The sequence below is a fragment of the Pseudoalteromonas phenolica genome, from assembly GCF_005886345.1.
Taxonomy (GTDB): domain Bacteria; phylum Pseudomonadota; class Gammaproteobacteria; order Enterobacterales; family Alteromonadaceae; genus Pseudoalteromonas; species Pseudoalteromonas phenolica_A.
In genome coordinates, this window is record NZ_PNEC01000001.1 from 111,997 (window position 1) to 133,217 (window position 21,221).

The 21,221-nt window shown below is 40.9% G+C and carries 20 protein-coding genes; 4 read left to right on the plus strand and 16 right to left on the minus strand.

Annotated features, from left to right (window positions below):
- Positions 1-268 precede the first annotated feature (268 nt).
- Genes CWB72_RS00585 through rpe form a run of 5 tightly spaced genes read right to left on the minus strand, consistent with a single transcriptional unit; the run spans position 269 to position 4,499 of the window.
- A complete protein-coding gene (locus CWB72_RS00585) occupies positions 269-1,444 on the minus strand; it encodes an HDOD domain-containing protein (protein WP_138628475.1) in 1,176 nt (391 codons plus the stop codon).
- A gap of 36 nt (positions 1,445-1,480) precedes the next feature.
- The gene (locus tag CWB72_RS00590) at positions 1,481-2,068 is read right to left on the minus strand and encodes an anthranilate synthase component II (protein ID WP_138628477.1); all 588 of its coding nucleotides are present in this window, start codon (positions 2,066-2,068) and stop codon (positions 1,481-1,483) included.
- A gap of 54 nt (positions 2,069-2,122) precedes the next feature.
- Entirely contained in the window at positions 2,123-3,127 is a 1,005-nt protein-coding gene (gene trpS, locus CWB72_RS00595) for a tryptophan--tRNA ligase (protein WP_130254159.1), read from the minus strand.
- Positions 3,128-3,153: 26 nt separating this feature from the next.
- Positions 3,154-3,819, minus strand: a complete 666-nt coding sequence (locus CWB72_RS00600) for an HAD family hydrolase (protein WP_138628479.1) — start codon at positions 3,817-3,819, stop codon at positions 3,154-3,156.
- Positions 3,816-4,499: a ribulose-phosphate 3-epimerase gene (gene rpe / locus CWB72_RS00605; protein WP_138567286.1), complete on the minus strand. Its 684-nt coding sequence runs from the start codon at positions 4,497-4,499 to the stop codon at positions 3,816-3,818. Before rpe ends, CWB72_RS00600 begins: the two co-directional genes overlap by 4 nt.
- Before the next feature lie 226 nt (positions 4,500-4,725).
- On the opposite strand from rpe, the gene CWB72_RS00610 reads away from it, so the two are divergent.
- Both CWB72_RS00610 and CWB72_RS00615 read left to right on the plus strand, forming a co-directional pair.
- Entirely contained in the window at positions 4,726-5,028 is a 303-nt protein-coding gene (locus CWB72_RS00610; protein WP_130254161.1) for a hypothetical protein, read from the plus strand.
- Entirely contained in the window at positions 5,029-5,214 is a 186-nt protein-coding gene (locus CWB72_RS00615) for a DUF2970 domain-containing protein (RefSeq protein WP_138628481.1), read from the plus strand.
- Here CWB72_RS00615 and CWB72_RS00620 read toward each other — a convergent pair whose 3' ends face one another.
- The 9 genes from CWB72_RS00620 to CWB72_RS00660 form a co-directional block, all read right to left on the minus strand.
- On the minus strand, positions 5,215-6,054 hold the full coding sequence (locus tag CWB72_RS00620) for a Dam family site-specific DNA-(adenine-N6)-methyltransferase (protein ID WP_138567284.1): 840 nt from the start codon (positions 6,052-6,054) through the stop codon (positions 5,215-5,217). It abuts the gene before it with no gap.
- A 190-nt stretch (positions 6,055-6,244) separates the two neighbouring features.
- The gene (locus CWB72_RS00625; RefSeq protein WP_138628483.1) at positions 6,245-7,720 is read right to left on the minus strand and encodes an AAA family ATPase; all 1,476 of its coding nucleotides are present in this window, start codon (positions 7,718-7,720) and stop codon (positions 6,245-6,247) included.
- Positions 7,720-8,790 carry a 3-dehydroquinate synthase gene (gene aroB / locus CWB72_RS00630; protein WP_138628485.1) on the minus strand — a complete coding sequence of 357 codons (1,071 nt, stop codon included), beginning with the start codon at positions 8,788-8,790 and terminating at the stop codon, positions 7,720-7,722. The genes CWB72_RS00625 and aroB overlap by 1 nt, the downstream gene beginning before the upstream one ends.
- Before the next feature lie 19 nt (positions 8,791-8,809).
- Positions 8,810-9,328: a shikimate kinase AroK gene (gene aroK, locus CWB72_RS00635; protein ID WP_130254166.1), complete on the minus strand. Its 519-nt coding sequence runs from the start codon at positions 9,326-9,328 to the stop codon at positions 8,810-8,812.
- 163 nt (positions 9,329-9,491) lie between these two features.
- On the minus strand, positions 9,492-11,540 hold the full coding sequence (gene pilQ / locus CWB72_RS00640) for a type IV pilus secretin PilQ family protein (RefSeq protein WP_138628487.1): 2,049 nt from the start codon (positions 11,538-11,540) through the stop codon (positions 9,492-9,494).
- An 18-nt stretch (positions 11,541-11,558) separates the two neighbouring features.
- Entirely contained in the window at positions 11,559-12,101 is a 543-nt protein-coding gene (locus CWB72_RS00645) for a pilus assembly protein PilP (RefSeq protein WP_430929783.1), read from the minus strand.
- Positions 12,098-12,703: a type 4a pilus biogenesis protein PilO gene (locus tag CWB72_RS00650; RefSeq protein WP_130254168.1), complete on the minus strand. Its 606-nt coding sequence runs from the start codon at positions 12,701-12,703 to the stop codon at positions 12,098-12,100. The genes CWB72_RS00645 and CWB72_RS00650 overlap by 4 nt, the downstream gene beginning before the upstream one ends.
- Positions 12,704-12,705: 2 nt before the next feature.
- The gene (locus CWB72_RS00655; RefSeq protein ID WP_130254169.1) at positions 12,706-13,284 is read right to left on the minus strand and encodes a PilN domain-containing protein; all 579 of its coding nucleotides are present in this window, start codon (positions 13,282-13,284) and stop codon (positions 12,706-12,708) included.
- A complete protein-coding gene (locus tag CWB72_RS00660) occupies positions 13,272-14,351 on the minus strand; it encodes a pilus assembly protein PilM (protein WP_138628489.1) in 1,080 nt (359 codons plus the stop codon). Before CWB72_RS00660 ends, CWB72_RS00655 begins: the two co-directional genes overlap by 13 nt.
- 131 nt (positions 14,352-14,482) lie before the next feature.
- On the opposite strand from CWB72_RS00660, the gene CWB72_RS00665 reads away from it, so the two are divergent.
- Positions 14,483-16,933, plus strand: coding sequence for a penicillin-binding protein 1A (locus tag CWB72_RS00665; RefSeq protein ID WP_138628491.1), 2,451 nt, complete (start codon positions 14,483-14,485; stop codon positions 16,931-16,933).
- Positions 16,934-17,013: 80 nt separating this feature from the next.
- On the opposite strand, the gene metL is transcribed toward CWB72_RS00665, so the two are convergent.
- Positions 17,014-19,362, minus strand: coding sequence for a bifunctional aspartate kinase/homoserine dehydrogenase II (gene metL, locus CWB72_RS00670; RefSeq protein WP_138628493.1), 2,349 nt, complete (start codon positions 19,360-19,362; stop codon positions 17,014-17,016).
- 6 nt (positions 19,363-19,368) lie between these two features.
- The gene (metB, locus tag CWB72_RS00675) at positions 19,369-20,592 is read right to left on the minus strand and encodes a cystathionine gamma-synthase (protein ID WP_138628495.1); all 1,224 of its coding nucleotides are present in this window, start codon (positions 20,590-20,592) and stop codon (positions 19,369-19,371) included.
- Between the two features lie 299 nt (positions 20,593-20,891).
- Here metB and metJ point away from each other — a divergent pair, with 299 nt between their 5' ends.
- Complete coding sequence (gene metJ, locus CWB72_RS00680) at positions 20,892-21,215, plus strand: met regulon transcriptional regulator MetJ (protein WP_058031143.1); 324 nt, start codon at positions 20,892-20,894, stop codon at positions 21,213-21,215.
- Positions 21,216-21,221: the final 6 nt, after the last annotated feature.

A 21,221-nucleotide genomic window follows, 5' to 3' on the forward strand; every position in this document is an offset into this window, starting at 1 on the left:
CGAAAACTAGTATTGAGTGTAGCTAGTTCGCGGCTAAAAATAGCCGTATGGCACAAATTTCATGCACCCATTATTTCAGAAAACCCCAGTAAAGTCTCATTTAAAACTTTCATAGAGCCCTTGATATTCAAGGGTTTGGGATAGTTTTGCATAGTGAGTGAATAACTATTTAGGTTGTACCTGTGGATTTGTCTGGCAGGAAAAGGAAAAGCCACAAATCAACTTGATTGGTGGCTTGAATGAATAGTCGTAAAAAAAATATTAATTTTTACAAAATTGTTAGCTGTAAACTATGGAAGTTACATTTTGCCAACGTATTTAGTTCCTCTTTTGTTAACCCAAGGTGAGCGAACCAGTGAGCTGCTTCGTCTTTTTCTACAAACTGATTATCTTTTAAAATAGTATACAAGCTATAGCCATGAGCTTTTCTTAGCACTTGGCTGAGTGGGAGGTAATCTGCTGACTGGCTATGCGATTGAGGTAAATAATTAATTGCAAACTCTTCGATAGCGGCTGTAAAAGGTAAATACCTGAAAGCCATTTTCTCAATGAGTTTAGCTGATAGCCCTGCTGATTGATTAAGTAGTAGACCTCTTAAAAATAACGGATCTGGTGCAAGCTCAAGCAAAGCAGAATGTAAGTCTTTATGGTTTTTATCGCGGGCAATACGCACTTTTTCTTGCCAAACACGCTCAAATGTCCACAAGTACAAACGTGTTAACGCAACTTTGCCTACATCTAATAACATCCCGAGAGTAAAAGCATGTTGTTCTTTAACGCCGTTTAATTCAGCCAAGTGCTTTGCTGCAATACCGGTTGTCATACTGTGGTCACGAAGCTTCCTTTTTAACAAAGGGAAGGGAGAAGTATCATGTGGCATCCAATGACGCATGGCAAAGGTAGGGATCACCATTTGCAAATTCTCTAAACCTAGATACCTCAAAGCTAAAGCTGGTGTATCAACTTTTACAGTTGTGCCTTTACTGCTTTGTTTACGATATTGTGGCAGGTTGACCAAAGAAACCAAATCTCGACCTAGCCAAGGGAGTTCATTGACTAATGGTTCTAAACGCCCTACTGACGCAGACTTCACCCCTAGAATATCTAGAATAGTGGGTACCGCATCTTGGATGCCTACTATCTCATGATAAATATTGTCTATATCTTCTATTTGCTTTTGAATTGAGTTTTCAATGCTCTGATGAAGATGGTTACTGGCTTTAGCTATGTACTTATGATGACTTGTACTGCTTTCCTGACGTTTCGCCGCAGCAGCAATTTCAACTTCAAGCATGGTTCGCTGTGGTATCTTTTCACCATAATTAATATCAAGTGTGTGTATATACCCTAGTTGCTGTTGTGCGAAGTTATGGCTAATAAATAAATCGTGCGCACGTTCGTTCAGTGCGATTGATGTCCTTAATTGACGAGATAATTCAGTCATTGAGCGTTCTTATTAGTCCTATTTAACGCTTTTCTTTTATTTTGAAAAGCGACGAATAAAGTTATCTAGTAGTGCCAAGCCTTGCTCTGTCAAAATAGCTTCTGGGTGAAACTGCACTCCCTCCAGCGCCATTTCAGTATGGCATAAGCCCATAATTTCATCCACTTGTTGCATGCCATTCTCTGTCCATGCCGTGATTTTAAGGTCTTCAGGAAAACGCTCTTTGGCAACAATTAAAGAGTGATAGCGACACACCGTTAAGGGATCAGGTAGCCCTTGAAACACCCCATTATTAGAGTGGCGAATTTGCGACGTTTTACCGTGCATTACCTCCCTTGCTCTGACTACTTGCGCACCCAATGCTTGTGCAATTGTTTGATGACCCAAACAAATCCCTAGAATAGGAAACTGACCTTTTAGTTGCTCAACCACAGACAGAGATATACCTGCTTCATTTGGGCTACATGGGCCTGGAGAAATAACAATGTGCTCAGGGTTAAGCGCTCGGATATCAGCAATACTTAACTCATCGTTCCGTTTTACTACAACGTCTTGATTTAAGCGTTGGAAATACTGCACTAGGTTATAGGTAAACGAGTCGTAATTATCGATCATTAATAACATAGAAATTTCCACAAAAAAGCCAGGCGTTAGCCTGGCCTAAATTATAAAACCGAATTATGGACGAGGTATGAAGCCCACAGCATCATAAACTGCTTTTAGCGTTTTCTCGGCTCTCGCACCTGCTTTTTCAGCACCATTACGCATAATGTTATCTAATAGTGTCTGATCTTCACGAATTTCTTTGAAACGCGCTTGGATTGGCTCAATCATGTTTACCACTGCCGCAGCGGTATCTTTCTTCAAGTGGCCATACATCTTATCTTCGTATTCAGGCACTAGGTCTTCAATTGAGCGCTTTGTTGCCACAGACAGAAGCGTAAGAAGGTTTGATACACCTGGCTTTTCTTCTCTATCAAAGTATATACGCGCTTGCTCATCTGAATCAGTGACGGCTTTTTTGAGCTTTTTCTCGATTTTCTTTGGCTCGTCTAACAACATGATGTACGCATTTGGGTTTTCATCCGACTTAGACATTTTCTTCAGTGGATCTTGTAAACTCATCACGCGTGCACCAAGTTCTGGGATGTAAGGTTCAGGTACTTTGAAAACATCCCCGTATAAGTTGTTGAAGCGTGTTGCGATATCACGAGTTAACTCTAGGTGTTGCTTTTGGTCTTCACCAACAGGCACTTGATCTGCTTGATATAATAAGATGTCAGCGGCTTGTAATACTGGGTAAGAGAATAAACCCACGTTTACATTGTTAGCATGTTTTGAAGACTTATCTTTAAACTGCGTCATGCGATTTAGTTCGCCCATTTGTGCATAACAGTTTAACACCCAAGAGAGCTGAGCATGCTCAGGAACTTGCGATTGAACAAACAACGCCGATTTCTCAGGGTCAATACCACAAGCAGCGTACAATGCAACGCCATCTAACACACGCTCACGTAGCATTTTAGGGTCTTGGCGAACTGTGATCGCGTGTAAATCTACTAGCATAAAGAAACAATCATGATCTTGTTGTAACTTAAGCCACTGGTTTATGGCGCCTACATAATTGCCTATCGTCATACCACCGGTTGGCTGAATGCCACTTAACACTACTGGTTTAGTCATGTTGTTCCTTTATTAAATTTACTGATTTATTGCTGATTAATGATTGGGATTATATCTAAGAACCCGTCGCATAGGTACTCGGGTTCAAGCTCTTTTAAGTCGAATCCTTGATTGTAACCATAAGTCAACGCAAGTACATCAATTTCTGCGCTTTTAGCAGCGATAATATCGCTCTTTGAGTCTCCAATCATGACTGCCTTTTCTGGCGAAATATTAAGTGCCTCACAGGCTTTTAAAAGTGGCGAAGGTGAAGGTTTTTTCTCGCCATCATCACCACACACTAAGACTTTAAAATGTGACGTTAGGTTTAACTTTTCTAAAAGCTGCTCGGTAAAAACGCGATCTTTATTAGTCACAATGGCTTTTGGCAGATGCGCTGTAGCCGCTAAGCCTGTTTCAACATGTTGATAAAGAACAACATAGTCACCAGCAAGTTGCTGATAATGATTTTTAAATCTCACGACCGCATCGACGACCAAGCTCGAAGGTAACTCTGGATTGACTGCCATATCACCGCTCAATGCACGCTTCACTAGCATTTCAATACCATTACCGACCCAAGTCGTTACTTGCGCATAGCTAACTACCGGAAACGCCACTTCTGTCAAAGTCAGATTTAGCGCCATATACATATCTTGGGCGCTGTCTATTAATGTGCCGTCTAAATCAAATAGCACACCTTGGTATTTCATCGTGAAACCTTCGCCAGCTCTTCACGCATTTGCGTAATAACTTGCGCATAATCAGGTTGATTAAAGATAGCTGATCCAGCCACGAACATATCTGCACCTGCTGCTGCAATTTCTGCGATGTTATCGACTTTCACACCACCGTCGATTTCTAAACGGATATCTCGACCAGATGCGTCAATACGCTCACGTACTTGCTTTAGTTTATCTAAGGTCTGTGGAATGAAACTCTGCCCACCAAAACCTGGATTTACTGACATAAGTAAAATGACGTCGAGCTTATCCATTACATAATCTAAATAATGTAATGGTGTTGCTGGATTAAATACTAAACCTGCCTGACAACCATGTTCTTTGATTAATGAAATGGTTCTATCAATATGTTCACTTGCTTCCGGATGAAAAGTGATGATACTTGCACCAGCCTTGGCAAACTCAGGAATCAGTGCATCTACAGGCTTAACCATTAAATGCACATCGATCGGCGCCTCAATACCATAATCACGTAAAGCCTTACATACCATAGGACCAAATGTCAGGTTTGGTACATAATGGTTGTCCATGACATCAAAGTGTACGACATCAGCGCCTGATTTAATAACACGCTCAACGTCTTCACCGAGTCTTGCGAAATCAGCAGATAAGATAGAAGGAGCAATAAGGTATTGAGGTTGTTTTTGCACGGTAAACTCTCTTTAAATTATACATCAGTTGTCAGCGTTACTTTACCGCAATTCATGCCTTGTACCCAAGTTTTATTCTCCTCGTTCCTGCATCGAAAATGACTAAAAACTCCAATCATATTTTTTACTTTATGGCGATTAACGCACAAATTCTTACGTTATCTATGTTTGTTTTCTGAACAGTAACGGTGTATTATATCTAGATAACTGTTGGGTGGAGTTACACATGTTTAGTCGGCTTAAAACACGGATGCTTGCGGTGACAGCTGTTGTTACATTATCAGCAGGAGTTTACTCTGTTGATTACAGCAAAGAAATTGCCAGTAGCACATGTTCATGTAGTACAAATACGGTTCAAGTTAGTTATTCTTCTCTTGAACAATGCAAACTTGAAGCACACACTAGTTGGTATGCTTGGTTAACTGGCGGAAGTAGCAGTGCTCAATTCCACTACTTAGACCTGTTAGAACTATTGTTAGGTTCTGAAGAGTCTGAAACCAGTTCTGATAGCTTCACAACTCACTTTTAAATGCGTAAGCTGCTAAACATTGTTCAAAGTGTCTTAGCAGCTATGTTTGGCGTTCAAAGCCAACATAAACGTCAACAAGATTTTTCAAACAAATATCTCTTTATCTCATTCACTCTAACTTCAATTGTATTTGTTTTTCTTTTAGTGGTAGGCCTGATCTGGCTTGTGGGCATAATTACTAGGTGATCACCCCTTATACAATGCCATCACTTCTTCTATCTTACTGCGCACACTGCCTTTACAACTGATGTTGCGCTGAACTTGTAAGGTGGTAATTTTATCTGCACTGCGATAAAGCTGCTTGGTGAAATCCACATAATGATTCGAAATGAGTGTCGATACGCCTCGTTTTTTGGCTGCAATAGCGCACTCAACCAAACGTGCTTGATCTTCATCCGTAAATTTATTACCGGCATAAGCCGTGAAACTTGAAGTCCGGTTTATCGGTGAATAAGGAGGATCACAGTAAACGACGTCGTGCTTATCCGCTTTGCTAAAAGCATGTTCAAAGTCATTACATATAAACGTTGCACGCTTTGCGACTTTGGCAAATTGTAATAACTCTTCTCGAGGGTAGTAAGGGTGTTTGTAACGACCAAATGGTACATTAAAACCGCCTTTTTGATTGTAACGACATAGGCCGTTATAACCATGACGATTAAGATAGATGAACAATAATGAACGTTTATATGGGTCTAAAGTATCGTTAAACTCTTCTCGAAGCTGGTAATAGCGAGCTTCTTCATTATGATCGCCTATAAACAAATACTCGGCTTCGCGAATAAACTCTTTTGGTGAATCTTTAAGAATATTAAATAGGTTAATAAGGTCTTTATTGACATCAAGGAGCAAATATTCTTCAAAATCTATATTTAAAAATACAGAGCCACCACCAACAAAAGGCTCAATTAAGCGTTGCTTCCCCTTTAAAGGTAAGTTTGCTTTAATCTCTTCTATTATCCGTTTTTTCCCGCCTGCCCATTTCAATGGAGAACGGCGATTAATGACCGATGAGCCGTTTGCCACTTTAAACCCTTACATTCTTTTTATTCTTTGCATACACGTCGCCATTAGTAAAAAATGACCGCTTAAGACATTCACAGTGATTCGACACCGTAAATAAAGTAACGTCATATTTAACCATAGATAGTGACATAAAGACCATTTTTGTTGTGATGCATTTAAAGTTGGGCGATTCTACACTAATTCAAGATAATTACCGAGTAACAAGCTGAATTTCCTGTTTGATACGCTCAAATTTCTTAAAAAATGGCTGACCAGCTAAGACACTGTCTGGCAGCTTTTGCCGTGCACTTCTTGCATCGTCAATATTTGCAAATGGTGCTTGTATAACCACCCACCAAGGCACATTGCTTCTGAGCGTTTCATAGATATATACATCCTTTAATTCATTTGCCAAAACAAAGCTATTAGCAATCGCTTTATCTTTGACTGCTAATAGTTGTATAGCCCAGACACTGTCTTGTTGAGTTAATAACCACTCTGTTGGGGATAAATCCAACTCTTGATTTTTTGTTTCAGCCGATTGTTCTATAAGCTCTGATTTATTAGGTAATTCCGTAGCTTCAGGCGCTTCTACTGTTTGTTTATCTAAATTGCGGTTTGCTGAAATGTTGGTTTCTTCAACAAGATCAACTTCTTCCAGTTTAACTGACTGTGAACCACTCTGTAGACTAGTAATCTGAACGTCCTTAGCTGGCAGCGAACTTTCAAGCGCTGTTAAAACGGCAAAGACAGTGTCTGAAGTTGAATCTTTAGGTGCTTCAACTAAAGTTTCTCTTGGCAATTCACCCTTTTTTTCATTAGCTTCTACCGAAGGCTTAACGACAGTAACGTTTTTTTGCTCTAATACTTTCGTTGCTTGTGTTTCCACATTCTCTGCTTTTAGAACCTGCTCGGCAGATAGCACTGTCCCTAGAGGTTCAGCACGATCCACTTGCTCACTAAAATAAAACTGAATCTGCTTTTGGTACATAAAGGCCACAAGTAACAAAGCTAATAGCACGGTCAAAGCAGTTAAATGCCAACGATAGCTCTTTTTAGATTGTGGGGCTCTCAACTGGCTCTGTTGCGAAGCTTGCCACTCAAGCAGTAACGCGGGGTTGCCATGTGACTCCTGCAGAAATGACTGAAAAATAGGGTCTTCTTCCATGGGCAAGTCTTTAAAGAACATCGCCATCAATTGTTTAGACTCAGACAATGACAGGCGTTCTAAATGGATATCAAGTGCCGAAGGCAGCATTCTAGGCGCTTGTGCTGTTACCAAAATAAACAGCTCAACAGGACTTTTTGCTGACAATATTCTCAACTGCTCAATAATTTCATCTGAAAGATGTCTTGCGCCATCTAATACCCAAAAACAAGGATCACAAGGTTGCGTTTGATAAAGTTGAAAAAAATTTTCTGAAAGCGTTTGTGTTTGATCGACCAGCGGCGCTCTAAAGCTATTTTGTAGCAACTGAGTCATCAACTCAGTATCTTTCATCTGTGCCGTTACTTGAATATAGGCTTTGCTAAATTCAGGATACTTTTCAGTGATTAAGGTCTCTGCTAAATAGCTTTTTCCTAACCCTGAAGGACCAACTAAAGCAATGAGGTTTTGCCCATATTCGAATTGCATCGCAATTCTATCAACCAAGGCAGCTCGACTCGGCAATATTTGCGATTGCATTAGCGCCCTATTAGCTGGCTCACGGCTTCGTCAGACACATCATCTACGAGTGCACATTGTCCTAACTGAGTCGGGACAATAAATCTGATCTTGCCTTGTTGGTTCTTTTTGTCTTTGCGCATATGACCGATAAACTGTTTACTGGTCATGGTCTCTGGGGCACTGACTGGTAGATTATAATTTGCAATCAGCGCTTGAACTCGAGAAACTTCAGATTCAGTAACAGAACCTCGCATGTGCGCCAGTTGCATCGCTAACATCATACCCGCAGCAACGGCTTCACCATGCAGCCAATTACCATAGCCCATTTGTGCTTCAATGGCATGGCCAAATGTATGGCCTAAGTTAAGGAGTGCTCTCAAGCCTGCCTCTTTCTCGTCTTGAGAAACGATTTCAGCTTTGATTTCACAGCAACGATAAATCACCTTTTGCAAGACATCGTTTTGTAAATTACTGAGAGCTTCATGTTGCTCTTCTAAAAGACTCAAAAGAGCTAGATCATAAATTAAACCGTATTTAATGACCTCAGCCATACCCGCAGCAAACTCTCTGCTTGGCAAAGTTTGTAAGCTATTAATATCGATAAAAACTGCTTTGGGCTGATAAAAGGCGCCAATCATGTTTTTACCTAGCGGGTGGTTCACTGCTGTTTTTCCGCCTACAGAGGAGTCAACTTGTGAAAGCAAAGTCGTTGGAATTTGAATGAATGGCACACCGCGTTGATAGCACGCAGCCACAAACCCTGTTAAATCTCCAATTACCCCACCACCAAGCGCAATTAAACAAGTGTCTCGACCACAATTGTGCTCAAGTAAAAAAGCGGACACTTTTTCAAACCACTCTAAGGTCTTGAATTGTTCACCATCAGGAAGAATAAAATGGAGCGGGTCTAACTCATTAAGTTGAGTTAAAAGAGGATCTAAGTAAAGAGGTGCAACTGTTTCGTTGCTTATGATCACTGGGCGACATTTACCTATATGTGATAATAATCGCCCACTGTCGTTGAGAAGGTTTTCACCAATATAAATGGGGTAGCTACGCTCGTTTAAATCGACATTCAGTTCAAGCATGGACTACTCCTTTTATGATTTAGAAATCTAACTTCTCAATAATTTGATTTGCTACTACTTTTGCGCTCTGTTCATCAGTACGAACAACAAAGTCAGCAACTTCTTGGTATAAAGGCTCACGCTCTCCTGCTAAGCGCTCTAGTACATCACGTGGCGCTTCTTCTGTTTGTAGAAGAGGACGACGCTTATCTCTTTGAGTGCGAGCAACTTGTTTTTCAATTGGTGTTTCTAGGTAAACAACAATGCCACGCGCTGACAGTTTGTTACGAACCTCTTTGCTCATAACTGAACCACCGCCAGTAGCTAATACAATACCTTGCATCTCAGTTAGGTCAGAAATCACGCCCTCTTCACGACGACGGAAACCTTCTTCACCTTCAAGATCAAACACCCACGCAATGTCTGCACCAGTGCGGCGTTCGATTTCTTGATCTGAGTCGAAGAATTCAAGGTGTAACTGATCTGCCAAATGGCGACCAATTGTGCTTTTACCAGCCCCCATTGGGCCTACTAGAAATATATTACGTTTCTCAGCCATATCTATTTAGTACTAACGAACTCTAAAATTTGAAAATAAACCCCGCCTCACGACCTGGCCCCAAAATTTAAGGAGGGGATTATCTCAGTAATTCGTGCGCAATTTCAAGTCTAATCATTTAAATTAACATAAACGTTGCAAGAATGTACTCATTAATGTGTTGTTACTGACCATCTAACATAATTTTTGGGGTCACGAATATCAGTAATTCTCTTTTCTCGTTAATGTGACGAGTATTTCTAAACAAAACGCCTAAATAAGGCACATCACCTAATAAAGGGACTTTTGTTACAGCGCTGGTGATTTCTTGTTGATATATACCACCGAGTACGATGGTTTGGCCATTTTCGACTAGAACTTGTGTTTCAATTTGTTGGGTATTAATCGCAACTGCAGGACCATTAGGCGTTTGTACATTATCGCCTCGAGTATCTTGGGTAATCACCAAATCTAAAATAATTTTATTATCCGGGGTAATCTGAGGTGTTACCTCTAAACTTAGTACTGCTTTTTTAAAGCTTACAGATGTTGCACCGCTCGATGCAGCCTCAACATAAGGGATCTCAGTACCCTGCTCAATACGTGCCTTTTTCTGGTTCGCCGTTGTAATACTTGGTGTTGCGATTATCTCACCTTTGTTTTCCTGCTCTAATGCAGAAAGCTCAAGGTCAATCAACGTACCATCAGCTAATTTAGCAAGATGAACACCAATGCTACCCGCAGGGTTTGTAACAGGAAGGTTTACATTCAGACGATCGGTAAAAGCTGGAATAACCCCATTCGATAATTGATCAGCACTAGAGAGTTTGCCAGAAATAGCATCTGTACCTTGTTGATCACTAAAGCCCCAGCGAATACCCAAGTCATCAGATACGTTGTCACTTACCGTTACCATTCGGGATTCAATACGAACTTGTTTAACAGGAACATCTAAGGTCTCAACCATACGGCGAACATTTTCGATACTTTTAGCCGTATCTTTGATGATTAACGTATTGGTTCTAACATCTACTGAGACATTACCGCGGTTACTGATAATGCTGTTAATTTCAGTTTTTAGTAAATCAGCAAACTCTTCCGCTTTGGCGTAATTCAACTGCAAATATTCATTATAAAGCGGCTCAAGCTCTTCAACTTGGCGCATAGCTTGTAGCTCTTTCGCTTCTCTTGCGGCTAACTCCTCAGCAGGCGCAACCATCAGAATTGATCCTTCAGTGCGCTTATCTAAACCTTTAACTCTTAATACGACATCAAGCGCTTGATCCCAAGGTGTTCCCTCTAAGCGCAGTGTAATATTACCTGACACAGAGTCGCTAGTGACTAGATTAAAGTTGTTTGTATCAGCGATGATTTGTAGCACAGAACGAATTGGAATATCTTGGAAATTTAAGGTGATAGGTTCCCCTTGATACACTTTCTCTTCACCAAACTTTTTCGTTTTACTGTCTTTTTCCACTGTTAACGTGAAAATATTATCAAGTTGCTCATATTTAAATGAAAAAGCACTATTTGGCTCTATGACTAAACGGCTTTTATTCCATTCAGAGAAAGTTTCAATTTTGCTAACTATAGTGCCAAAATCAACAACATCTAGTTCATACAATAAGTCATCTAAGATATCAATATGATGAAAATCCGCGACGATTTTGCCACCACGCTCTTGAACGTCAATCGCTGCTTGAGAGCTTTCAAGGAACACCAATAGCTTCGCTTCGCCTTTTTCACCTCGGCGAAAATCAATTGATTGAATACGATTAATAAAGTGTGTTAATTCATCTAGACCAGTTTCATTCGATTCTGCAGCTTCATAGATTGGATTCTCAGATATTTGCAGATATACCAAGTTATTTTTTACTTGGGTTTTATACAACTTTAACTGGTCAAGTTCGATGCTTACGATAAAACCGCCTTCAACCATACTGCTTTGGATTCGCTGAATACCTGCTTTATTAACATTTAATTGTTGTAAGCTCTCTTCGTATTCTGCGCCTGAAAAAAATAACTCTAATCTAGCAGGGTCATTTAATACTGATACTTTTGGTTCGATATTAAGCTGCTCATCAAACACCAACTGCAATTCAGTTTCAGAGTTAGAAATAGGGTTGTATCGCACATCGTATAACATGGGCAAAGCATTTACTGCGCCTGATAAAACAAGCAAAAAGGCAGAGAAAATAGTAGTTTTAAGCAAGTTCGCAACCATGCGAGTCATAATGTTTTACCTTTATTGTTATTCGCTTACTGTAAGTTGAGTTGATTCTACAATCTCAACTTTAGTTAATCTTTCTTTCCAGCAACCTGTTCCATCCGGGATCAGCTCTAATAATTCCACATGATCATCATAGATGCCAACTACTTCACCATGATACAAGCCCATATATTCGCCTTCAGTCACTCTAAATAGGCCTTGATCAGCGGCTCGTATCAATGCCCAAGTTGCCCCCGACAAAGCTATAGTTCCCTTCATCACTAGATTATCGATTGGGTATTTTTCTAATGGATCTCTTTCTCGGTTTTGATCAGGTTGCAAACAATTTTTAACTTGCACTAATCGACTTTCTATTACTTCTGGTTTAGGAGCATCGAACGGGCTACGTAACGACCCTGCACTGTAGGGAAAGGACTCAAATGCTTTCATTTGTGGAATAGGCTCAATTTTCGGTGTTGCACTGGCTTGGACTTGATCGATAAACTCTTTTTGCTGAGCTGTATCATCATTACATGCCACCAAAAAGGTGGCGCTCATCACAAGTAAGGTGCATTTTAGCTTCACTTAGCACCTCCTTGCTCATAGCGATAAGTTTTCGCAATAACACTAAACACAAGGTTTCTATCATTCGCCCTTTCAATTCTGAAGTCATGAAGGCTAACAATGCGAGGTAGTTGGGCTACTTTACCCACAAACTCACCAAACTCATGATAAGTCCCCACAACTTCTAGATTAATTGGTAATTCAGTATAAAACTCTTTCTTTACTTCTGGCATCCAGCCGATTTTTAAAAATGTTAAACCACTCGAGGTACCAACATAAGTTAAGTCGTCTAATAAACCAGGGGTCTCATTTGAGGTTGGAAGGCGTTGTAATAGTTGAGAAAACTGCGCTTCCATATCTTGCATTTGCTGCTTGTATAAGTCTAGATTGTTCGCCCTTGCATATTTAAACTTATAAGAATTACGTAATTCTTGCTCTTTACTAACAGCAAAGTCATATTCATCAATAGCTGATGACACTAGCATTGTATAACCAACAAATAGCATTATTATGGTTACCAATACAACACACATGGCCTTAACCGGTTTTGGCCATTCGCCAATATTATCTAACTCTATTTCGTTCCAATCTATTTCTTGAAGTGCTTTGAGATCAAAGTTCATAACTATTCCTTACTTTTCTCTTTCGCATCTTCAAGGTCTTGATAAGATTTTACATAAAAATGCATAGTAAAGTCGCTCAATAAACGATTACTTTGCTCACCAGCGATAATGCCTTGAATCGTAGGGTTTTCCAATAAATATGAAGACTCTACCTGGCGCAGCATTTGCGATAACCGGTTATTAGACTCACTTCGACCAATCACCTTCACCATCTTACCATCCAGCTCCAAACTGGTTAAATATACACCAGAAGGAACTATTCTAGCTATTTCATCAATCACTTGTGTGCCTAAGTTACGATTACCTTGTAGCTCTTCGATTAATCTTATTCTACGCTGTAGATTACCTTTTTGAGTGTTTAGATCATTAATTTCTCGAATACGCGTGTCTAACTTGCGAATTTCAGCCTGCAAATAGTTATTTCTAATTTCCTGACCTGTTCTCAGGCTATCGTAAAAACCGCCAATCAAATACATGATAAACAACGACACACCAACAATACTGCCAATTAAAATCAGAAATTTTTGTTGCGAAGCTTGTCTTTGTTGCTCTCGCCAAGGTAGGAGATTTATATGTGGCATGTGCTAAAACTCCTAAGCGCCAGCCCTGTGGCTAAAGTGAATTGTGGTTTGTGTCTTAACAAGACATTTCTATCAACTTTAGGGGCAATTTCCATATCTGAAAATGGATCGGCTATGATTGTGTGAATACCAAGCTCATCGACTAGCAATCTATCTAACCCTTCGACTAATGCCGTTCCGCCAGATAAGACTAAGTAATCAACATGATCTTTACCACTGGTCGTCATGAACATTTGCACCGCTCGACGGATCTGTTGCAACAACGCTGTTTGAAACGGCGCGAGTACTTCGAAGGTGTAATTTGGCGGTAAATCACCGGTTGTTTTTGCTAGCTCAGCTTCATCGAATGTCTTGTTGTAATAAGCAACAATACTATTCGTGTACTGCTCCCCCCCAAACACTTGATCTCGCGTATAAATTGTTTTTCCAGACTGGATAACACTCATTAATGAAATCACCGCACCAATATCAACAATCGCAACGATTTTATCGAAAGCATCTGATGGTAATTGACCATATAAGGTATCAAGAGAACGACTTAAAGCGTAACTTTCAACATCAACGACTTTTGCTTTATAACCTGCTTCTTCTAATGCACTTACTCTTGCAAGTACACTTTCAGTTCTAGCAGCAGACAACAATACATTTATTTTCGACGGATCGGCGTCATTTACTGAGATCTTTTCAAAATCTAGACTTACTTCGTCCAGGGGGTAAGGTATCAGGCTATCGGCTTCAATGGCGATTTGAGATTCGAGTTCAGCATCCGTTAATGAAACGTCCATAAAGATAACTTTGGTGATAACGGTTTGACCTGATACGGCAACTGCTGCGAAAGGTGAATGTTTTGGAAAGCGCTTTTTTAATTTAGAGATTGCACGACCTACTGCTTCAATATCTTGAATTGCGCGCTCAGTGATTGCACCTTTAGGAACTGGTTCAATAGCGACAGCTTCGACGCGGTAACCGCTGTGAGTTTGTGAAAGCAAGACTGCTTTAACACAATGCGAACCGATATCAATCCCAACCATTAAGGGGGCGTGTGCTTTGAACAATTTATTTAACATACCCTGTATTTTTATCCTTTATTTATATTTAAACAGGTTATTATTTTAGAACAAAAAATATTAATCGAATTTTGTTCAAGCTATACTAGCAGCCTCTACCCACAAATGGGAGTCTAACTAGGGAATATTCCGTGACTTTATTAAAAAGATTTATACAGTTTATCATTGCATGTGGGCTTTTAGGCTTAACCACATTACTAGCACTATATTACTATGTAAAATCTGATATCCCTAGTGTTGAAGTTTTAAAAGAAGTTCAACTTCAAACACCTATGCAAGTTTTTACCAAAGATGGAAAATTAATCAATCAATTTGGTGAAAAACGACGCATTCCCGTCAAAATAGATGAAATTCCTCAACCACTACTCAATGCATTTTTAGCGACAGAAGATAATCGCTTTTATGAACATTTTGGTATCGACCCAATAGGCATAGTACGTTCAGCAATTGTATTGATCAGCACTGGTCAAAAGAAACAAGGTGCCAGTACCATCACTATGCAGCTGGCTAGAAACTTCTTTTTAACCCGCGAAAAGGCTTATATTCGTAAGGTAAAAGAAATATTCATTGCGCTTCACATAGAGCAATTACTATCAAAAGATGAAATTTTAGAACTGTATTTAAATAAGATTGAATTAGGCCACCGTTCATTTGGCATTGGTGCTGCAGCACAGGTATATTACGGTAAAGAGTTACACGAGCTTACATTAGCGCAAATGGCCATGATCGCAGGCTTACCAAAGGCTCCTTCAGCGCTAAACCCTATCAGCAACCCGACTCGTGCTAAATCTCGCAGGAATGTGGTTTTAGGTCGAATGCTGACAGAAAAATACATCTCACGCAGTGAATATAACGAGGCAACACAAGCCCCTATCACTGCAAAACGCCACGGCGCTGAAATAGAGCTTTATGCACCTTATATTTCTGAAATGGTCCGTGCGTATATGGTAGAGCGCTACGGCGCTGACAAAGCATACAACACTGGCTTTAGAGTTTATACGAGTGTTGAATCTGAAATTCAACTTGCCGCACAGCAAGCACTCATTAACAACCTACATGATTACGACATGCGCCACGGTTATCGAGGGCCTGAAGCCGTGTTATGGCAACACGACACAGACCCACCCCCTACCCGAGCTGAGCTACTTAAAACACTCAATAGCGTTAATGAAATAGCTCCTCTCGTCGCAGGTATTGTCACGCATGTTTATGAACAAAGCGCTGAGGTGCTATTAAAATCAGGTCAATCTGTGGTCATTGAGTGGGATGGCCTGAACTGGGCACGCGCATACATCAACGAAAAACGACAAGGTAATGCCCCTAAAGCAGCGGCCGATGTACTTTCGCCTGGTATGCAGATTTGGTTACGAGAAAATAATGGCTGGCAATTAAGTCAGTATCCACAACCATCGAGTGCCATTGTATCTTTAGATCCAAAAGATGGCCGGATCAAAGCCTTAGTCGGTGGTTATAGTTTCGCACAAAGCCAATATAACCGTGCAGTGCAAGCGAAACGTCAGGTTGGTTCAAACATTAAACCTTTTATTTATTCAGCGGCATTAGAAGACGGTTACACGCTTGCTTCAATTATCAATGATGCACCTATCAACCACTGGGATAAAAGCTTAGGGGTTTCATGGCGACCTAAAAATAGTCCTGAAGTTTATAGTGGCCCGATTCGAATTCGTCGCGCATTAGCGCAATCAAAAAACGTCGTCTCAGTTAGATTACTAAGAGGCGTTGGTTTACAGCGCTCTGCCAATCATTTACTTAAATTTGGCTTTGCTGATGAAGACATTAACCGCAGTGAATCTTTAGCATTAGGTAGTGCGGCCATTACGCCACTAGAAATGGCTCGTGGTATGAGTACCTTTGCCAATGGCGGTCACCTAATTGAACCTTATTTTATCAGTGAGATAACAGATGCCTATGGTAATTCACTGGGTAAAGCTCAGCCATTAATCGCATGTGATGAAGAGCTGCGCCTCGAAAATACCATGCAATGTGCACCACAAATTATCAGTGAACAAAATGCTTTTCTTGTCTCAAGTGCATTACATAGCGCGATTTGGGGTGGCGGTAGCTGGAAACACAAAACAGGATGGGTTGGTACAGGTTGGCGAGCGCAAACTTTAAAACGCAGAGACTTATCAGGTAAGACTGGTACCACCAATAACTCAGTGGATACTTGGTTCACGGGCTACAATCGAAATGTATTAACCACAGTTTGGGTGGGCTTTGACGATGCAAGCAAATCTCTTGGTCGCGCAGCCTACAACAATAATCTAGGTAAAGGCCAAGCAGTTGGTGCTGAAGCAGGCGCAATTACCGCACAGCCAGCTTGGGTGCGCTTTATGAAAACAGCACTACAAAATGAACCGCTTGCACCGATTGACCCGGCACCTGGCTTAACTTCTGTTAGAGTTGATTTAAAAACTGGCTTATTAAGTTCGAAAAACGATCACACTAGCCGTTTCGAATACTTTGAGTCTGACACTGTACCGACTAAATATGTGCAGCAAGATAAGTCAAAAACTCCATTCTCTTCTGACTCTTTGCCTGAACAAGATGAGCTATTTTAATTAATAAAAAAATCGCCCTAACAAAAAAGCGAAGTGTTAAAGTCACTTCGCTTTTTTGATTCTAAATTATCAGCTATTCACTACTTAAGATTTTGACATAACCAGAATAAGTCTGAGTGAATACCTGCTGCAGTCACTTCTTTACCTGCGCCAGGCCCTTGAATAACAAGTGGGTTCGCGTCATACCATAGTGTTTTAACTACAAAGATATTATCGCCTGGTGTTAAATTGGCAATTGCAGAGCCTTTCTCAGCAAAAGCAATACCCACTTTTGCGTCCACTTTGCCATCTTCAGTAATACTTAATAATCCTGTATAACGCAGCTCACAATTATTGGCTTTCGCCTGTGCAAACTTAGTCTCATAAAACGCATCTAGCTCGTCTTTCTTAGCTAGAAAATCTTGCCAGCTACCTGCAGCTAAATGTTCAGGCATTAAAGGCTCAAGACCAATATTATCCACATCGAGTGAAAGGCCAAGCTCTCGAGCGAGAATTAACAATTTGCGCTGCATGTCTCGACCAGATAAGTCTTCTCGAGGATCTGGCTCGGTGTAGCCCATAGCTTGCGCTTCTAGTACTAAATCTGAGAAAGCTTTGCTGCCATCATACTCACTACATAGCCAAGACAAAGTACCCGAAAATACCCCTTCAACTTGGGTGATTTTATCACCGCTATTTTGCAGATCAGCTAACGCAAAATTAACCGGTAAGCCCGCGCCAACACTGGTGTTATAACGCCATAGTAAATTACGTTCTTCAAGCTGCTGACGCAAAGATAAATACCAGTCTTGTTTTGCTGTGCCAGCATATTTATTGGCACTGATAAGATGGCAATCACGCTTGACGAACTCTGGGTATAACAAGCTAAATGACTCACTCGCAGTAATATCGATCACCACTTTATGCTCATAATCTAGCTCTTCAATACGCTCTAGTACTTCAGTTTGTTCGTATGCTTGCGCTTCATTTTGCCACTGAGTTTGCCAATTATCTAAATTCAAACCACTGGCAGCAAATAGCATTTGCTGCGAACGTAATAAACCAACGACTTTTAAATCAAATTGCGCTTGTAAACGAGCAACCTGAGTTTGGCACTGCTCAAGGAAAACCTCACCGACATTACCTAGACCCGCAATGATAACCGCCAGCTCTCGGCCTTTATTCACTAGTTTGTCATGTAGAATCGCCAAAACATCGCTGTCAATCGCTTGGTCAGTTAAGAACAGTGCATAATCTTCGTCACTGTGCGCAAACCTGAGTACCACATCTTGCTCTGCCAACACTGATTTAGCCTGTAGCTCTAATGCAGAGATATCGGCTTTTGGTGCAACCAGCGCAAAACCTTGTAAATGGCTTTCAACTAAGGTGAGACGCCCTGTAAAATATTGGCTAACTTGATGTGTAAAAGCGCCTGGTAGCAATAAGAACTCTTCACCATTTTGTACAAAGTGATGAATGCTGTGCTGAATAAGCTGACTCACTTCTCGCACTTCATTTACACCTAAACGATCAACACGCACAAGATCTAAGTTATCAAATGAAGTAATAAAACGTTTCGCCTTGCTGTAACCCGCTTTAACAATTTCAGTACCTGGTGCTTCAGGGTCAAAACTGCTACGAACCTGCAACTTGATGCTGGTATTTTTCAAAGGAGATAAAGTTTTAGCATGCAATACAGGATTACCTAAACGCGCCAACAGATTGGCCTGCTCTCGACACACTTTAGGGTATTTAATTGCATTGCTGACTTTACGAGGATCAGTACTGAATACACCTTGCGTATCGGTCCAGATTGAGACTGCTTCTGCATCGCTATAATTTGCTAACAATGTTGCACTGTAGTCACTGCCATTACGTCCCAACGTCACAGTATTACCTTGGTCATCTGCAGCAATAAAGCCTGTGACCACAAAGATGTGATCTTTATCTAAAGTCGCTAAGCACGCTTGCTTATTTTGCTGATGCACCAACTGACCGTTATGTACAGTAAATAACGTTCTGGCATCAATAGCTTGGGCTTGTAAACCGCTTTCTGATAGGTAGTTCGCTAGAATGCGCGCAGACCATAATTCACCATGTGCTAATAGCTCAGCTTCATTTAGAGTTTTACTGTTCGCGGCTTGGGTGATAACTTGTAATTCAGTCAACAAAGTATCGGCTAGTTGGCGCTGCTTTTCACCCTGGAATAATGCATTAATCAGTTCGATTTGATGGTTCTCAACCTGCAACAAAATATCGTTAAAACTTTGCTGCTCTTGCTGCTGATAGCTTTGCCATAGTTTAACTAGGGTGTTGGTGGTTTTACCTGCGGCTGACACCACAACACAATCGCCCAACTGACACTGGCCAACCACGATTTGTGCGACAGCCTGATAACGCGAAGCCGAGCTTAAGCTCGACCCGCCAAATTTATGTACTACTCTTGTCATTTTCTTTTACCAAAGTGCCGGATGGGCAGGTGTTAATTTACAGGCTTTGCTATCAGCAGACGCAGGTGCCTTTCCTGGCTGTGTTTTAGCAAAAGCCGCTTCTAGGTCTGCAAGTAGGTCTGCTACTTCCTCAATACCAACAGAAATACGGATCAAAGTATCGCCTACACCTGCTTCTAAGCGTGCTTTAGGTTCCATGCCTGCATGTGTCATGGTCGCTGGGTGGCAAATTAAACTCTCAACACCGCCTAAAGACTCAGCCAACGAGAACTCTTTCACTGTTGTTAAGAATGCCGCCGCATCTTCAAGACCACCTGCGATATCAAAACTCACCATGCCACCAAACCCTAACTGCTGCTTTTTAGCCAGTTCGTGTTGCGGGTGTGATCCAAGACCAGGGTAATAAACTTTACGTACGTACTCAGACTGCTCTAAGTACTTGGCGATAGCTAAGGCATTTTCTTCGTGTTGCTTAAGACGCACTTTAAGGGTTCTTAAACCACGTAATGTAAGATAACTATCGAATGGCGCACCAGTAATACCAATGTTATTTGCCCACCAAGCCAGCTCTTCACCTAACGCTTGAGTTTTCGCAATCACCGCGCCACCAACGACATCAGAATGGCCGTTAATGTATTTCGTGGTCGAATGCACCACAATATCAACACCAAATGAAATTGGGTTCTGTAGCGCTGGAGATAAAAACGTATTGTCAGCCCCCACTAAAGCACCCACTGCATGGGCTGCATTCACAACCGCCTCAATATCTGTAAGACGAAGAATTGGGTTACTCGGCGTTTCAATCCAAACCAGTTTAGGTTTGATCTCTGCAATTTGTGCAAGACTGTCAGCGCGGGTTAAATCTAAAACTTTTAGTTTTAACAAGCCACGCTTTTCAAGTGAGGTGAATAATCGATAACTACCACCATAACAATCATGTGGAATAACTAACGTATCGTCGTGATTTAAAAGTTGTGTTACTAGGTGAACAGCTGCCATACCGGTCGCAGTGATGATGCCTTTTTCTCCGCCCTCAAGCTGCGCTAGTGTTTCAGCTAGAATATCGCGATTTGGGTTACCGCTACGGCCGTAATCATAATCACGCTTAGTATCGAAATCAGCGAACGAATACGTTGTTGAAAGATAAAGAGGAGGCACGACCGCGCCATGATGCTTATCGGCTTCGATACCATGTCTGACTGCGACTGTTGATTTATTGCGTTGGCTCATATCACCACCTAATATATGGATGTTTAGACGTCTAAAAGGTTAGATGATCAAATTGGAGAAGTCAAAACATTTATACTGCTAAATGGCTATTTAACTAGAATTTGACTATCTTTTTTAAACCGATAAAATTTCGCCACCTCGTTAACTAATATTGTTAATAAGACTGGGTTTTTGACCATAAATCGGTACATTAACCTTAGTTTGAGTTGGGCGTTAGTCAAACTAAGTCAATTAAAGCCGTCGCAAACGAGCGTAGTCTTATTGGCAGTAATTACTCTAAAGGCATCAGAAAAAATATTATGGCTAAATGGAATGGTGAATATATTCACCCTTATGCAGAGCATGGCAAAAAATCAGAGCAAGTGAAGAAGATCACCGTATCTATTCCTTTAAACGTTTTAAAAGTATTGACCGATGAGCGTACTCGCCGTCAGGTGAACAACTTGCGCCATGCAACAAACAGCGAGTTACTGTGTGAAGCATTTCTGCATGCCTTTACGGGTCAACCGTTGCCTAGCGACGAGGACTTACGTAAAGACAATCCTGAGAAGATCCCTGTTGAAGTGCGTAACATTATGAAAGAGATGGGCTTAGAGATCCCAGAGATTAACGAAGAAGGTTAATCAGCT